This is a genomic window from Anaerotruncus massiliensis (ex Togo et al. 2026) (genome assembly GCF_900199635.1).
GTDB classification, from domain to species: domain Bacteria; phylum Bacillota; class Clostridia; order Oscillospirales; family Ruminococcaceae; genus Anaerotruncus; species Anaerotruncus massiliensis.
Map to the genome: position 1 here is coordinate 2,997,629 of NZ_LT962687.1, position 14,827 is coordinate 3,012,455.

The 14,827-nt window shown below is 63.2% G+C and carries 13 protein-coding genes; 3 read left to right on the forward strand and 10 right to left on the reverse strand.

Translation table 11 applies throughout. The annotated features are described in order from the left end of the window. Positions 1 to 107 precede the first annotated feature (107 nt). Positions 108 to 743 carry a DapH/DapD/GlmU-related protein gene (locus C1A13_RS14430; protein WP_101553124.1) on the forward strand — a complete coding sequence of 212 codons (636 nt, stop codon included), beginning with the start codon at positions 108 to 110 and terminating at the stop codon, positions 741 to 743. Here the strand turns inward: C1A13_RS14430 and C1A13_RS14435 are convergent. Next, positions 724 to 1,626: a M14 family metallopeptidase gene (locus tag C1A13_RS14435; protein WP_101553125.1), complete on the reverse strand. Its 903-nt coding sequence runs from the start codon at positions 1,624 to 1,626 to the stop codon at positions 724 to 726. The two genes, C1A13_RS14430 and C1A13_RS14435, sit on opposite strands and share 20 nt — an antisense overlap. A 134-nt stretch (positions 1,627 to 1,760) precedes the next feature. On the opposite strand from C1A13_RS14435, the gene C1A13_RS14440 reads away from it, so the two are divergent. Both C1A13_RS14440 and C1A13_RS14445 read left to right on the forward strand, forming a co-directional pair. Continuing rightward, entirely contained in the window at positions 1,761 to 2,306 is a 546-nt protein-coding gene (locus C1A13_RS14440) for an NUDIX domain-containing protein (protein ID WP_101553126.1), read from the forward strand. A 148-nt stretch (positions 2,307 to 2,454) separates the two neighbouring features. Then, on the forward strand, positions 2,455 to 3,456 hold the full coding sequence (locus C1A13_RS14445; protein ID WP_101553127.1) for a polysaccharide deacetylase family protein: 1,002 nt from the start codon (positions 2,455 to 2,457) through the stop codon (positions 3,454 to 3,456). Between the two features lie 219 nt (positions 3,457 to 3,675). Here the strand turns inward: C1A13_RS14445 and C1A13_RS14450 are convergent, their stop codons facing one another. The 9 genes from C1A13_RS14450 to dnaN all read right to left on the reverse strand — a co-directional run bounded on the left by C1A13_RS14450 (position 3,676) and on the right by dnaN (position 14,524). Next, a complete protein-coding gene (locus C1A13_RS14450) occupies positions 3,676 to 5,466 on the reverse strand; it encodes a Na/Pi cotransporter family protein (RefSeq protein ID WP_242970885.1) in 1,791 nt (596 codons plus the stop codon). A gap of 190 nt (positions 5,467 to 5,656) precedes the next feature. Beyond that, on the reverse strand, positions 5,657 to 8,212 hold the full coding sequence (gyrA, locus tag C1A13_RS14455) for a DNA gyrase subunit A (protein WP_242970886.1): 2,556 nt from the start codon (positions 8,210 to 8,212) through the stop codon (positions 5,657 to 5,659). Positions 8,213 to 8,256: 44 nt separating this feature from the next. Continuing rightward, on the reverse strand, positions 8,257 to 8,994 hold the full coding sequence (locus C1A13_RS14975) for a YcxB family protein (protein ID WP_101553130.1): 738 nt from the start codon (positions 8,992 to 8,994) through the stop codon (positions 8,257 to 8,259). Next, on the reverse strand, positions 8,991 to 9,719 hold the full coding sequence (locus C1A13_RS14465; RefSeq protein WP_101553131.1) for a YcxB family protein: 729 nt from the start codon (positions 9,717 to 9,719) through the stop codon (positions 8,991 to 8,993). The genes C1A13_RS14975 and C1A13_RS14465 overlap by 4 nt, the downstream gene beginning before the upstream one ends. 24 nt (positions 9,720 to 9,743) lie before the next feature. Further along, complete coding sequence (gene gyrB / locus C1A13_RS14470; RefSeq protein WP_417007775.1) at positions 9,744 to 11,690, reverse strand: DNA topoisomerase (ATP-hydrolyzing) subunit B; 1,947 nt, start codon at positions 11,688 to 11,690, stop codon at positions 9,744 to 9,746. A gap of 93 nt (positions 11,691 to 11,783) precedes the next feature. Next, positions 11,784 to 12,065, reverse strand: coding sequence for an extracellular matrix regulator RemB (gene remB / locus C1A13_RS14475; RefSeq protein ID WP_101553132.1), 282 nt, complete (start codon positions 12,063 to 12,065; stop codon positions 11,784 to 11,786). A 13-nt stretch (positions 12,066 to 12,078) separates the two neighbouring features. Next, positions 12,079 to 13,191, reverse strand: a complete 1,113-nt coding sequence (recF, locus tag C1A13_RS14480; RefSeq protein WP_101553133.1) for a DNA replication/repair protein RecF — start codon at positions 13,189 to 13,191, stop codon at positions 12,079 to 12,081. Positions 13,192 to 13,194: 3 nt separating this feature from the next. Next, positions 13,195 to 13,398 carry an RNA-binding S4 domain-containing protein gene (locus C1A13_RS14485; protein ID WP_101553134.1) on the reverse strand — a complete coding sequence of 68 codons (204 nt, stop codon included), beginning with the start codon at positions 13,396 to 13,398 and terminating at the stop codon, positions 13,195 to 13,197. A 22-nt stretch (positions 13,399 to 13,420) separates the two neighbouring features. Further along, positions 13,421 to 14,524, reverse strand: coding sequence for a DNA polymerase III subunit beta (dnaN, locus tag C1A13_RS14490; RefSeq protein WP_101553135.1), 1,104 nt, complete (start codon positions 14,522 to 14,524; stop codon positions 13,421 to 13,423). Positions 14,525 to 14,827: the final 303 nt, after the last annotated feature.

Consider the following 14,827-nt stretch of genomic DNA (forward strand, 5'->3'; position numbering starts at 1 on the left):
CAGCAAAAGCTGGCGGGCCGGCGTCTGCTTTTTCGCGCCCGACAAAATCTCTTTTGTTTTGGCGCGAAAAGAGATATAATAGGAGAGACATCACAAGGAGGAAGCCTATGGATTTTGAACACGCGCTTCCCGCGCGGCCGACGGTGCACCCGTCCTCCGCGGTCAAAAACTGCGTCCTCGGCGCCTACACCGAGATCGGGCCCGGATGCGCGCTGGAAGAGACCCGGCTGGGCGACTACTCCTACTGCTTCGCCCAAAACGACATCATCTATTCGGACATCGGGAAGTTCTGCTCGATCGCGACGGGGGTGCGCCTGAACCCCGCGCCCCATCCCTCCTCGCTGCGCCCGGCGCAGCACCACTTCACCTACCGCTGCACGAAATACGGCTTCGGCCCCGACGACGACAGCGTCGTCGCATGGCGGCGGGAGCAACGGGTGGTCATCGGAAACGACGTCTGGCTCGGGCACAACGCGGTCATCATGGGGGGCGTGACGATCGGCGATGGGGCGGTCGTCGGCGCTGGCGCGGTCGTGACCCACGACGTGGCGCCCTACGACGTTGTCGCGGGGGTCCCCGCGCGGCGCCTGCGGCGGCGGTTCGACGGGGAGACGGCCGCCGCGCTCGGGCGCATCCGCTGGTGGGACTGGCCCCACGAGCTGCTGCGCGAGCGGATCGCGGATTTCCGCACAATCGAGGGATTCTGCGAAAAATACGATCCGCTCAGAGCAGGATCGAAATGAGCATCATCTCCAAAAGGCGCGCATAGATCGGTTCGAGCTCCTCGACGGGCAGGGGGTTTTTCCCGCGGCCGATCTCGATCGTGAAGGCGGGCCGGTGCAGGCAGTCGATGAACCAGTCCTTGAAACCGCCGTGGGAAGCGGTCCCCTCGGGGGAAGCGAGCTTGTAGCCGGACGCGGACGCCAGCACCTGTGCCATCAGCTGGGAGCGCACCGGCGTGTGCGGCCCGTAGCGGTAGTAGATCTCCTCCCCCTGGGAGTGAAAGGCGTACGCCTGCCGCAGGTCGAACGCGCAGCAGAAATTCACGAGGGAGCGGGTCTCCGGCTCGCTGTGGGGGGCGGTCCCGCCGTAACGGGTCGGCCCGGGGGAAGTGAACCCCGCCTGCTCCTCGAGCTCCTTGAGCTGGGGGAAGCCCGCGTCGAAATTGTGGTTGAGGTCGATGCCCCGCGCATTGGCCTGCCAGCGGGAGGCGTCCCCGCCGCTCGCCTTTTCGACGAAGGCGCAGAGCTGCCCCGCCGATTCGGCCCCGTGCAGACTGATCTCCACCCCGTCGGGGTTGAGGCAGGGGATGATCGCGATCGAGCGGTTTTCCAGCGTGCGGGCCATATCGATGTCGGCGAGCGGCTCGCCGGTGGTCATCGCGCTGAGGATATCCTCGCAGAAGCGGAAGAGCAGCAGGGTGGTCAGCCATTCCATCCCGTGCACGCCGCCGACAAACAGGGTGCCCCGGTAGACGTCCCCGATGCCCAGCGCGTAGATGCTGCGCCCGAGGACCGATTTCCCGATCGGAAAGGTCTTTAAAAAGGGGAACCGTTCCTTGAGCTCGCACACCGCGCGGCGGATGTTGTCGTAGCTGGGAGGCTCCCTGTAAAATCCGTCAAACATGCCGTCTCACCTCTAAGCCCAGTCTATGTGGCGCAGGGCTCGTATTAGTACGGCGGGCAAGCCGGAAAAAACGCCGCGCGGGCGGCGTGTCTGGAGAATCAAATTGGAACTGAGATACAGGAGGAACATGGGATATGGCCCACTATGAGAAAACGATCGATTCACGGGTGATTTATGAAGGCAGGATCCTGAGCCTGCGGCGGGATATGGTGGAACTGGAAAACGGCTCGACCGCGGCGCGCGAGGTGGTCGACCACTCGGGCGGCGTGGCGGTGCTCGCGCTCGACGAGAACGGCAACATCCTCTTTGTGTCACAGTTCCGCTACCCGTTTGGGGCCGTGCTGCTCGAGCTGCCCGCCGGCAAGCTGGAGAAGGGGGAGAACCCCGCCGAATGCGGCATGCGGGAGCTCGGGGAGGAATGCGGCTGCGCCGCCGACCTCTTCCAGCCGCTGGCGAAGATGTACCCCACCTGCGCCTACGACACCGAAATCATCCATATCTTTTACGCGACCGGGCTGCGTCCCACCCGGCAGCACCTCGACGAGGACGAGTTTTTGACCGTCCGCCGCATCCCGGTGGAAAAAGCGGTGCAGATGGTGCTCGACGGGGAAATCCCCGACGCGAAAACCCAGCTCGGCATTTTAAAATTTTACGCGCTGCGGCAGGCCGGAAAGCTCTGAACGCGCTTAAAAACTTTTGTTTTGGGAAATCATTCCTTGTTTCCGGGCTGTTATTTTTGGCGCGGATGCATACAATAACTGCGAAATAACCACGTTATTTCACCGGTTTATGCTGGTTTCCCAGTTCAAATGTGAAAGGAAGAATCCAATGAAATCAACCAAAGCGTTCATCGCGACGGCATTGGCGCTCGTTATGCTCGTTTCGTTGACTGCGTGCACCTCGCGGAACGACAATACGTCCTCCTCGAGCGTCGCGCCCTCTTCGGCCCCGGCCGCTTCTTCCATGGCTCCGTCTTCCTCCGAGCCGGATGATCTGCTATCCGACATTGAGGACGGCGTCTCGGATGTCGCGTCCAATATCGAAAGCGCCGTGACCACTACCATGAGCACCGATTTTGACAAAATCGGTGCTCTTGGCAGCGATCAGGTCAAATGGGGCCCCGGCGTGCTCGTCGACGAAGCAAACCGCACCACCGAGCCGCAGGTGCACCAGGAGGAGTACGGCCAGTACGGCGCCTATTTTATCGCCCCGGCGGACTGCGGAAAGTTCTACTTAACCTTTGACGAGGGCTATGAAAACGGCTACACCCCGCAAATCCTCGATGTACTTAAAGAGAAAAACGTCAGCGCGGTCTTCTTCGTCACCCTGCCGTTTGTGAAGTCCTCCCCCGACCTCGTCCGGCGGATGATCGACGAGGGGCATGTCGTGGGCAACCACACCAGCCACCACTGGAACCCGACCCAGAAGTCGCTCGACGACGCCTATGCGGACATCAAGGAGCTCCACGACTACATGCTGGAGAACTTCGACTATGAGATGACCCTCTACCGCCCGCCCGAGGGCGCGTTCAGCGAGCAGACGCTCGCCATGGTCCAGCAGACGGGCTACACGACGGTGCTCTGGAGCTTCGCCTACAAGGACTGGGACCCGAACAACCAGCCGGGCGTGGACGCGGCGCGGGAGCGCACGGAAAAGTTCATCCACGAGGGCGCGATCTACCTGCTGCACGCGGTGAGCCACGACAACGCGGAGATCCTCGGCGATTTGATCGACGAGGTGCGCGCGCGCGGCCTGGAAATCGCCAAGTGGGATCTGCCCTACGTGCCGCCGGCGGACGTCTCTTCCTCGCAGAGCTCCTCTGACGACTGACCAAAGGTTTTTGCCGGCTTTTTTCAAAAAGCCGCGGGGCCGCGGGGCAGAGCCCCGCGCCGCTCGCCGCAGCGAGGCCCCCAAACCCCCAAAATGCGCCTGCAGCAGGGCCTGCGGGCCCGGGCTGGGGGCTCCGCCCTCGAAAAAGGCCGGCGCTTCGATCGAAGCGCCGGCCTTTTTCTCACCCGTCACCTTTGAAAAGGCGGACGAAACTTTTGCTTATTCCGAAACCGCCTTCTTTTTCAGGCGGCCGTAGTACTTCGCCGTAAAGGCCGCGTACTGCGCCTGGTAGCCGCTGTCGTGCTGGTCGCCGTGCAGTCGTTTGTACTCGTGGCGGTCGATCTCCTCCATCCGGCTGTCGTAGGTGAGCACCGACTCGCCCACGTTGGAACAGAGGTCCGCGATCCGCTCGATGTTCGAGAGCGCCTCCACATAGGGGAACGCCGCGTCCACCGTGCACTTGCCGCGCCGCAGGCGGTCGATGTGCTTATCCTTGAGGAGCTGCTCCATCTCGTCCACGACCTCTTCGAGCGGCGCGATGCTCGCCGCCGCCCTGCGGTCCACATTCTGGAAGGCGTCGACCGCCAGGTCGAGGATCTCCTTGACCGCCTCACAGATCGTCTGCATCTCCTCGGTGGCCTTCTTGGAAAATTTGGTCTTGGTTTCAAACATCCGGTCCGCGCATTCGCAGATGTTCTCCGCGTGGTCCGCCACCCGCTCAAATTCGCCGCAGGTGTGCAGCAGCTCGGAGATGCTGCGGTTTTCGCTGTCCGAAAGCTCCCGCTCGCCCAGCCGCAGCAGGTAGGTCTCCACGCGGTCCTCGAGCTTGTCCACCACGTCCTCGTTCTCGTTGATCCGTTCAACCACCTTGGGGTCGTACTGGAAGAGCAGCCCGATCGCGCTCAGATAGTTCTGCCGCGCGATGTTCGCCATCTGTACGACCGCCTCGCGGGCGTGCTCCACGGCGAGGCCGGGGGAGACGAGCAGGCGCTCGTCCAGCGTGATCGCCGTGATCTCCTGGTCGCGGTCGCCCGGCTTGTCGCGGACAAGCGTGCGCGCGATCTTCTCCAGCAGGCCGACCAGCGGTATGAAGAGCAGCGTCACCGTCACGTTGAAGATCGTATGGAAGTTCGCGATGCCGCCCTTGTCGATCGGCGCGTCCCAGAAGGAGAATCCCACAAAGTGCTGGAAGGTGTAGCAGCCGATGACAAAGATGATGGTGCCCAGGACGTTGAAGCTCACATGCACGGCGGCGGTGCGCTTCGCATTTTTGGAGGCGCCGATCGACGCCAGGATCGGCGTGATGCAGGTGCCAATGTTCTGGCCCATGATGATCGGGAACGCCATCGAATAGGTGATCAGCCCGGTGGAGGTCAGCGCCTGCAAAATACCGATCGACGCGGCCGACGACTGGATCGCGGCGGTGACGAAGGTACCGACCAAAATGCCGATGACCGGGTTGCGGAAGGTCGCGAATAGGCTGGTGAACCAGGGCTCGTTGCTCAGCGGGGCGACCGCCCCCTCCATCGCGAACATCCCCGTGAAGAGGACGCCGAAGCCGAGCAGGATGATGCCGATGTTCTTCTGCCGGTCGCGCTTGGCGGACATGAAGAAGAGGATGCCCACGATCATCGCCAGCGGCGCGAGAGATTTGGGCTTCAGGAGCATGAGGAAGAAGTTGTCCGTTTGCAGGTCGCTCAGGCGCAGGATGTGCGCGGTGATCGTGGTACCGATGTTCGCGCCCATGATGACGCCGATGGCGTTGCGCAGCTTGAGGACCTGCGCGTTGACGAGGCCGACGACGATGACCGTTGTCGCGGAGGAGGACTGGATGGCCGCCGTGACCAGCGCGCCGAGCGCGACCCCCTTGATCACCGTGTCGGTCATCTTCTCAAGCGTCCGCTCAAGACGGCCGCCCGACGCGCGCTCCAGGCCGGACGCCAGCATCGACATGCCGTAGAGGAACATTGCCAATCCGCCCAGCAGGCTGATAAACCCGAAAATATCCAAGTTGTTTCACCACTTCATTTTACGTAATTTTTTCTTATTTTTTACCATACGAAACAATTATATCGAAAATACCCGGGCTTGTACAGAGCTTTCGGGCGTTTCGGCCGAATTTTGCGGGAAACCTCCCGATTGCGCGCAAAAAGTCCCCGGAACGCGGGCGGTTGCCCGCGTTCCGGGGACAGTCTTACCCTCAGGAACCGCTCTCCTCCGGCGCCGCCTCTTCGGCGGGACCGTCCTGCTCCCCGTCCGGGCCCTCCTCGTCGGCGGCCTCCTCCTTGGGAGCGCGCGCCAGCGTCACCACGCGGCTGTCCTCCGCCACGCGCATCGCGCGCACGCCGCCGCCGTAACGGGACTGCACGGTGATCTCCTGCACGGGGATGCGGATGATGACGCCGTCGTCGGTGATGAGGATCACGTCGTCGTCGCCGTCCACCATCTTGACCCCCGCGACGGGGCCGTTGCGGTCGACATAGTAGTTGCGGATGCCCTTGCCGCCGCGGCTCTGCAGGCGGTACTGGCTGACCTCGGTGCGGCGGCCGAGCCCGCTCTCCGACACGGTGAGCACGGTGGCGTCGCCGTTTTTGCGCACCCGCGCCATGCCGACGACCTCGTCGCCCTCCTCGAGCGTGATCGCGCGCACGCCGCGCGCCGAACGGGAGAGGGGCCGCGCGTCCTGCTCGTCGAAGCGGATGGCCATGCCGCCCCGCGTCGCGACGATCAGCTCGCTGGTGCCGTCGGTCTGGCGGACCCAGGCGAGTTCGTCCCCGTCGTCCAGCCCGATCGCGATGAGCCCCATGCGGCGGACGTTGCGGTAGGCCGACAGCGGGGTGCGCTTGATCACGCCCCTGCGCGTGACCATCACGAGGTAACGGTCGTCCATGTCGTACTCGTCGGCCGCCACCTTGATGAGCGCCGTCACCTTCTCGTCGGTATCCATCTGGAGAAGGTTGACGATGTTGGTGCCGCGCGAGGTGCGGGAGCCCTCGCCGATCTCATAGCCCTTGAGCCGGAAGCACCGGCCCTTGGAGGTGAAGAACATGATATAGTCGTGGGTGGAGCAGATGAAGAGCTCCTCCACAAAGTCCTCCTCCCGCCTCGTCATGCCCGAAACGCCGCGGCCGCCGCGCCGCTGGGTGCGGTAGGCGTCGACCGGCTGCCGCTTGAGGTAGCCGAAGTGGGTGAGGGTGATGACGCAGTCCTCGACCGGGATGAGGTCCTCGATGTCCACCTCGCCGCTCACCGCCACGATTTCGGTGCGGCGTTCGTCGGCGTATTTTTGGCGGATCTCACCGAGCTCCTCCTTGACGATCGACATGACGCGGCCGTAGTCGCCGAGGATCGCCTCGTATTCCGCCACCCGTTCAAGGATCGCGGCCAGCTCCTCCTCGATCTTGATCCGCTCCATGCCGGAGAGCTGGCCCATGCGCATCGCCACGATGGCGGACGCCTGGATATCGGTGATGGCGAACCGTTCGATCAGGTTCTGCTTCGCGTCGGGCACGTCCTTCGAGTGCCGGATGATCGAGATGACCTCGTCGGTGTTGTCGCAGACGAGCTTGAGGCCCTCGAGGATATGTTCGCGCTCCTTCGCCTTGCGCAGGTCGTACTTCGTGCGGCGGATGACGACCTCGCCCTGGAAGTCGATGTAGTGGGTGAGGATCTCCTTGACCGGCATGACCTTGGGCACGCCGCCCGACAGCGCCAGCATGATGACGCCGACGGTGTCCTGGAGCTGGGTGTAGGAGTAGAGGCGGTTGAGCACCACCTGGGCGTTGGCGTCCCGTTTCAGCTCGATGACGATGCGCATGCCGTCCCGGTCGCTCTCGTCGCGCAGGTCGGAGATCTGCTCGACCCGCTTTTCCTTGACGAGGTCGGCGATCGACTCGATCAGCCGCGCCTTGTTGACCATGTAGGGGATCTCGGTGACGACGATCCGCTCGCGGCCGTTGGGCATCTCCTCGACCTCGCAGCGGGAACGCAGGGTGATCTTGCCACGCCCGGTGGCGTAGGCCGCGCGGATGCCCGCCCGCCCCATGATGATGCCGCCGGTCGGGAAGTCCGGCCCCTTGATGTGCTGCATGATCTCCTCGAGGGAGGCGTCGGGGTTGTCGATCAGCATGCAGGCGGCGTCGATCACCTCGCCGAGGTTGTGGGGCGGGATGTTCGTCGCCATGCCCACCGCGATGCCCGTCGACCCGTTGCAGAGCAGGTTGGGGAAGCGGGAGGGCAGCACGACCGGCTCCTTGAGGCGGTCGTCGTAGTTGGGCATGAAATCGACGGTGTCCTTCTCGATGTCGGTTAGCAGGGAGAGGGACATCCTGCTCATGCGGCTCTCGGTGTACCGGTAGGCGGCCGGCGGGTCGCCGTCGACCGAGCCGAAGTTGCCGTGGCCGTCGACGAGCGGGTAGCGCATCGAAAAGTCCTGCGCCAGGCGCACCATCGCGTCGTAGACCGACGCGTCGCCGTGCGGATGGTACCGGCCGAGCACGCTGCCGACCGTGTCGGCGCATTTGCGGTAGGCCTTGTCGGGGGTGAGGCCGTTTTCGTGCAGGGTGTAGAGGATGCGCCGGTGCACCGGCTTTAAGCCGTCGCGCACGTCGGGCAGCGCGCGGCTGACGATGACCGACATCGAATAGTCGAGGAAGGATTTCTTCATCTCGCTTTCGATGTCGATGTTATGCATACGCTGTTCGATCAGTTCGGAATCGAACACGTCGTCCTTGGAATCATGGGTTTCCTTCTTCATCTGTATCATCTCCTATTCGGGCCGCCTGGATTTCCGCCGGAAACTCATTTCCTCTTTCCGAAGAGGGGCCGCCGCGTGTCCTCGGCCACCTTCTCGAACCGGTCGCCGAGCCCCTGGCGCAGCACGCCGCAAAAGCGCTCGGCGGTGGCCTCGTCGAGCTGGTTTTTGGGGACGGCGACGACCTTGTTCTTGTCGTAGCAGATCGCGTAGACGCCCTTGTAGTCGTAGACGCTGCACGATCCGGAGAAGGCGATGTAGTACTTGCCGCCCCCCTCGCGCACGTCGATGCCGTCGCGGGTGGCCGCGAGCTCGAAGCGGGGGGAGTGTTCCTTCAGCCGCGTCGCGTATTTGCGGTTGTTGTTCGCGGGGAACTTGAGAATCAAAAAGAGCAGCGCGAGCGCGGCAATCACCATCACCCAGCTGACGAGGGTCTGCGTGCCGTTGTTTTTGAAGAGGTCCCCCCAGAACATCCAGATCACGACGAACACGCCGAGCAGCTGGAAGTTGCGGTGCGCGTCGACCCGGTTCTTCCGGTCGGAGATCTCGACCCCGTCGAGCACGTCCGCCTCGCGCGTCTCATAGGAGAACTCCACCCGGCCGTAGTCGACCTCGGCGTGGCGGCTCTCGTATTCGTCGTCGTCGAATTCGTCGTCAAGCTCGTCCGCCCCGGGCCCGCCGGCGTCCTCCGCCGTGGCGGCGGGCTCCTCCGGGTCCGCCTGGAGGACGGCCTGCTCCTCCGTCTCCTGCTCCCCGGTCACGACCGGGTTCTTTTCATCGCTCATACCTGATACCTCGGCTTTTCATAGTTTTCGCACATCTCCGCGAGGAACTTCTCCACCGCGTCGATCTGCGGCTCGATCTGGGATTTCGGGACGAGCAGGCAACGGCGGGGCTCCAGCATGATCAAAAACAGCCCCTCCGACTCCTTGACCGAATCGATCGTGTGCCAGTAGGTCTCGACCGTCTTGTTCTGGATGTGCTCGACGCATTTGTTGGGGTAGAAGTCGATCAGCATCTTTTCCCGCAGGTAGGCGTTCTTCTGGTACTCCCTGTTGACCGCCTTGAAGAGCGCCCGCTCGTAGAAGAACCTGTAGTAAAAGAGGCTGCGGAAGCCGAGCAGGAAGATGATGGCCAGCAGCACCCACGAAAGGGGCGTGGCCTTGGAATATCCCAGCACGACCGAGAGGACCAGCAGCAGACCGACGACGATCTCGACGGCGCCCATAATGGTCATCTTCTTTTTGCTCTTCTTCACGTTCGCGGCGTTCATGATGCGGTAGAAATCCAGGTAGTCCTCCAGCGGGAGGGCGAAGTTGAGCGTAAACAGCTTCTTGACCTTCGGCACGCTTTCCGCGGCGTCCACATCCCCCTCGTCCGCCTCCGCCCGGAATTCCCGCGCGAGCTCTTCCCCGGTGTCGCTGACGACCGCCTCTTCCTCTATGGCCTCCGCGGCTTCCTCCACCGTCCCGGCGGCCTCCAGCGTCTCAAAATTGTCCTGTTCCTGCATGGTGCGTCTCCTCTCTGCCAGACGTTAAATATCCAGGTTCTGCACGTATTTCGCGTTCTGTTCGATAAAGTCCCTGCGCGGGCCGACCTTGTCGCCCATCAGGATGGTGAAAATCTCGTCCGCCTTGACCGCGTCCTCCATCTGGACCCGGATCATCGTGCGGTTTTCGGGATTCATCGTCGTCTCCCACAGCTGCTCGGGGTCCATCTCGCCGAGGCCCTTGTAGCGCTGGACGTCGCATTTGCCGTTGCCGTCGGGGCAGAGCTCCCGGATATAGTCGTCCCGCTCCTTGTCCGAAAAGGCGTAGCGCACCTGCTTGCCGCGGCTGATCTTGAAGAGCGGGGGCTGCGCGATGCAGACGTGCCCCTCCTCGATCAGCGGGCGCATGTAGCGGAAGAAGAAGGTGAGCAGCAGCGTCCGGATGTGGGAGCCGTCGACGTCCGCATCGGCCATGATGATGATCTTGCCGTAGCGGAGCTTTTCGAGGTCGAACTCCTCGCCGATGCCGGTGCCCAACGCGGTGACGATCGGCATGAGCTTGTCGTTGCCGTAGACCTTGTCGAGCCGGGCCTTCTCCACGTTGAGCATCTTGCCCCACAGGGGCAGGATCGCCTGGAATTTGCGGTCGCGGCCCATCTTGGCCGAGCCGCCCGCCGAGTCTCCCTCGACGATGTAGATCTCGGTGCCGTCGCGCCCCCGCTGGGAGCAGTCGGCCAGCTTGCCGGGCAGCGACGCGGTCTCGAGCACCGATTTGCGGCGGGCGACCTCGCGCGCTCTGCGCGCGGCCTCGCGCGCCCGGGAGGCGCCCAGCGATTTATCGATGATCGTGCGGGCGACCGTCGGATTTTCCTCGAAATAGGTGGTCAGCTTGTCGTAGACGAGGGTGTCCACCAGGGTGCGCGCCGCCGTGTTTCCGAGCTTTGCCTTGGTCTGGCCCTCGAACTGCGCGTCGGTCAGCTTGACCGAGATGATCGCGGTCAGCCCCTCGCGCACGTCCTCGCCCTTGAGGTTTTCGTCGTTGTCCTTGAGGATGTTGTAGCGGCGGGCGTAGTCGTTGATCACGCGGGTGAGCGCCGCCTTGAACCCGACCTCGTGCGCGCCGCCGTCCGTCGTGTGGATGTTGTTCGCAAAGGAGAGCAGCAGCTCGGTGTAGCTGTCGTTGTACTGCAGCGCCACCTCGGCGGTGTTGTCCCCCTCCCGCGCCGCGAGGTAGATGACCTCGTCGTGCAGGGTCTCGACGCCCTTCTGCTGGTGGATGTGCTCGACGAAGCTGCGGATGCCGCCCTCGTAGTGGAGGTGCTCCTCCACCGTCTCGGTCCCCCGCTGGTCGCGCAGGACGATGTAGACCCCCGCGTTGAGGAACGCCTGCTCGCGCAGCCGGCGCAGCAGGGTGTCGTAGTCGTAGAGGACCTCCTCAAAGATCTCCGGGTCGGCCCGGAAGGCGACCTGGGTGCCCTTCTGGTCGGTGTCGCCGGTGATTGCGAGCGGCGCGCACTCCTTGCCACGCTCGAACCGCTGGTAGTAGCGGTGCTCGCCGTCGCACACCTCGACCTCGAGCCACTCGGACAGGGCGTTGACGACCGAGGCGCCCACGCCGTGCAGGCCGCCCGACACCTTGTAGCCGCTGCCGCCGAACTTGCCGCCCGCGTGCAGGATGGTGAAGACGACGGTGACGGCGGGAAGGCCGGTCTGGCTCTGGGTGCCGACGGGGATGCCGCGGCCGTTGTCCGAGACCTTGATGATCTCGCCGGGAAGCAGGTCCACCTCGATCATCGAGCAATAGCCCGCGAGCGCCTCGTCGATCGAGTTGTCGACAATCTCATAGACCAGGTGGTGCAAGCCGCGCGGCCCCGTCGACCCGATATACATGCCGGGCCGCTTGCGTACCGCCTCCAGCCCCTCGAGCACCTGGATCTGCGAGGAGTCGTAATTTGCTTCCTCGGTCGGGATTCCCGCCGGGTTGTTGTCCACTGTATCCAACTGTAACCGCTCCTTTCGGCCCCGTGCGGGCCTTTGTGTCCGCCCGTCCGGGCGATAATATCCGGTAAAGCCGTTTCCGGCCTGTTATCCGTGTTCGATGTTCGCCAGCCCGTCCACGAAGCCCGCCCGCTTTTTGAGGGTCGCGGAGGAGATCTGCGTGATGTAGACCTTCGGGTCGCGGCGGCCCCTGCCGCAGATGACAAAAGATTTCGGAAGCTCGTAGGAGACGTTCACGACGAGCCCACCCTTTTCCGACCTGGCGAGAAATTCCTTGGTGATCTTTGAGATCGAGGTGTTCTCCAAATCGAAGATGCCGATGATCTCGTCGGTGCGCACCACCGTGTCCTGTCCGAGATGCAGGTACATATTCCCCGCCCCTTTACTCGTATTTCCTGGTCGTGAGGACGCGCCCGCCCTCCAGTTTGACGCTGACGCCGCTCGTCAGGTGCTTGAAGTCCGCTCGGTCGCAGCAGGTCATGATGAGCTGCCGCCCGCTCAGATGGTTGAGCAGGTAGTCGCGGCGCGCCGCGTCCAGCTCGCTCATCACGTCGTCGAGCAGGACGACGGGATATTCGCCGATCGTCTCCCGGATGATTTCGCACTCGGCCATCTTGAGGGCGAGCACGCAGGAGCGCTGTTGCCCCTGCGACCCGAACACCCGCGCGCTGTTGCCGTCGAGGGTGACCGCAATGTCGTCCCGGTGGGGGCCAAGCCCGGTCACCCGGCTGCGGATGTCCTCCCCCCGGTGGGCGCGCAGGTCCTCAAGCACCTGCTCCTCGATCTCGGGGATGGAGCGCGCCGTGTCGCACCGGAGCGACGACTGGTATTCCAGCCCGAGCGCCTCCTTTTCCCCGGAAATACCCGCGTAGGTCTCCCGCGCGAAGGGGGAGAGGCGGTCGAGGAAGGAGGCGCGCGTCTTGATCAGCACCGCCGCGAAGGAGGCCAGCCGCGCGTCCCAGACGTCCAGCGTGTCGAAAAGGCTCGTCTCATAGGAAATGTCCTTGAGCAGGCGGTTGCGCTGGTCGAGCACGCGGGTGTACTGGTTCAGGATGTGGATATACTTGGGCTTGATCTGGCAGATCGACGTGTCGATGAACTTGCGCTTTTCGAGCGGTCCGTTTTTGATGAGGGAGAGGTGGGTGGGCGAAAAGACCACCGCGCAGAAATGCCCCGCCAGCTCGGCGGCGGATTTGAGCGGGATCTCGTTGAGCGCCGCGCCGCGCCGCCCCTCGATGGTCACACGGGCATGCTGGTCGCGGCCGGCGGCGAAAAATTCCATCTCCAGCCCGGCCTGCGGCGCGCCGAAGCGGACGAGCTGCCCGTCCTTCGCGCCCCGGAAGCTCTTGGCCCCCGTGAAAAGCCACACGGCCTCGACAAAATTGGTCTTGCCCTGCCCGTTGTCCCCGTAGACGACGTTGGCGCCGTCCGAAAGCTCCAGCTCGAGCGAGGCGATATTGCGGAAATCGCTGATCCGGATGCGGTTGATCTTCACCTGTTACACAACCTCGATTTCGGAATCTCCGGCGGTTACGACGTCGCCGGGGAAGATCTTTTTGCCCCGCATGGTGCATATTTCCCCGTTGACCGTCACCTTCCCGGCGGCGACGAGCTCCTTGGCCTGCCCGCCGGTTTCGGCCGCGCCGGCAAATTTAAGCAGCGCATCCAGCTTGATAAAGGGGGGCCTGATCGTGATCTTCATTCGCGTTTCACCCTTCCCCCGGTCATTCCGACTTGAGCCGCACCGGCAGCACGAGGAAGGTGAAGCTGTCCCCCTCGAGCGGAACCAGCTTGATCGGGGAAAGCGCCCCGTTGATGAGCAGCTGGATCTCGTCACATTCGCTCGCCTTGAGCGCGTCGAGCATGTAGCGGCTGTTGAAGCCGATCTCCACGTCATCGCCCGTCTGCTGGCAGGTGATCTCGTCGTACGCCTTGCCAATCGCGGTCGAACAGGAGATCTTGATCACGCCGCCCTCGAATTTGAGCCGCAGGGGGCTTTTGATATTGTCCGAAATGAGCAGGGAGGCGCGGTCGATGGCGGCGATCAGCTCGCGCGTGCTGATCTTGACGGTCGTCTGCCCGCCCGCGGGGATGGCCGCCCGGTAATCGAGGAATTCTCCCTCCAACAGCCTGGATATTACATTATAACTCCCGGCCTTGAAGATAATATGTCGTTTTGAGACGGCGATCTCAATGTCGCCCTCCTCGTCCCTGAGGAGCTTTGCCACCTCGGAAAGGGATTTGCCGGGGACGATGAAGGAGAAATCGCTGTCAAACGCGACCTTCTCCCGCCGCAGGGCGAGGCGGTAGCCGTCGACCGAGACGACGTTCAGCTCCCCGCCCTTGATATCGAAGAGGGAACCGGTGTGGACCGGCTTGCTGTCGCTCACCGCCACCGCAAAGAGTGTCTGGTTGATCATGTTCTTGAGCGCCGCCTGCGGCAGGCTGATCTCGGTGGTCTGGTTGACCGCCGGCAGCTCGGGGTATTCCGACGCCGGGATGCCGAGGATAGTGTACTCGGTGAGGGAGCCCTTGATCAGCGTCAGCATCTTTTCGTCCGAGGTGATGCTGATCGTCTCGCTGGGCATCCGGCGGATCATGTCGAGGAAGATCCGCGCGGAGAGGACGATCTCGCCCGACGCGAGAACCTTCGCCTCGATCGCCGTGGAGATCGCGAGCTCGAGGTCGTAGCCGGTCAGGTAGAGCCGCCCGTCCTGCGCGCGCAGCAGCACGCCTTCGAGCGCCGCGAGGGTGTTTTTCGCGGAGACCGCGCGGGAGACGTTGCCCACCGCTTCCACGAGAAGCTGTTTGTCACAGATGACGTTCATCAAAGCACCTCCTAGATGATAGAAGAATCCGCGGTGGGATTTTCCACAGCGGAAAAAGGATTCTGATTTGGATAGAGAGAGTAAAAGAAAAATAGCCGTAGTAGTAGGGGACGCGCAAAAGTGGAGACGCCCCGGAAAGGCGGAGCAGCGGCTGGTTCGCGGGCGGCCGGCCGCCCGGAGAACCGGGGAAGCGATTGGTGGAAAAGGGCATTCCCGTCCGCCGTTTCCACGCCGCTGTGGAAAAGTGGGGCGGAAAGTAGAGAAAATGTGGAAAACTTTGTGGAAATCGTGGAAGGTCTCAAA

Excerpts from the sequence above, each read along its gene's own strand:
- C1A13_RS14430 (WP_101553124.1), top strand. The coding sequence starts at position 108 with ATGGATTTTGAACACGCGCTTCCCGCGCGGCCGACGGTGCACCCGTCC.
- C1A13_RS14435 (WP_101553125.1), bottom strand. The coding sequence starts at position 1,626 with ATGTTTGACGGATTTTACAGGGAGCCTCCCAGCTACGACAACATCCGC.
- C1A13_RS14440 (WP_101553126.1), top strand. The coding sequence starts at position 1,761 with ATGGCCCACTATGAGAAAACGATCGATTCACGGGTGATTTATGAAGGC.
- C1A13_RS14445 (WP_101553127.1), top strand. The coding sequence starts at position 2,455 with ATGAAATCAACCAAAGCGTTCATCGCGACGGCATTGGCGCTCGTTATG.
- gyrA (WP_242970886.1), bottom strand. The coding sequence starts at position 8,212 with ATGAAGAAGGAAACCCATGATTCCAAGGACGACGTGTTCGATTCCGAA.
- C1A13_RS14975 (WP_101553130.1), bottom strand. The coding sequence starts at position 8,994 with ATGAGCGATGAAAAGAACCCGGTCGTGACCGGGGAGCAGGAGACGGAG.
- C1A13_RS14465 (WP_101553131.1), bottom strand. The coding sequence starts at position 9,719 with ATGCAGGAACAGGACAATTTTGAGACGCTGGAGGCCGCCGGGACGGTG.
- remB (WP_101553132.1), bottom strand. The coding sequence starts at position 12,065 with ATGTACCTGCATCTCGGACAGGACACGGTGGTGCGCACCGACGAGATC.
- C1A13_RS14485 (WP_101553134.1), bottom strand. The coding sequence starts at position 13,398 with ATGAAGATCACGATCAGGCCCCCCTTTATCAAGCTGGATGCGCTGCTT.
- dnaN (WP_101553135.1), bottom strand. The coding sequence starts at position 14,524 with ATGAACGTCATCTGTGACAAACAGCTTCTCGTGGAAGCGGTGGGCAAC.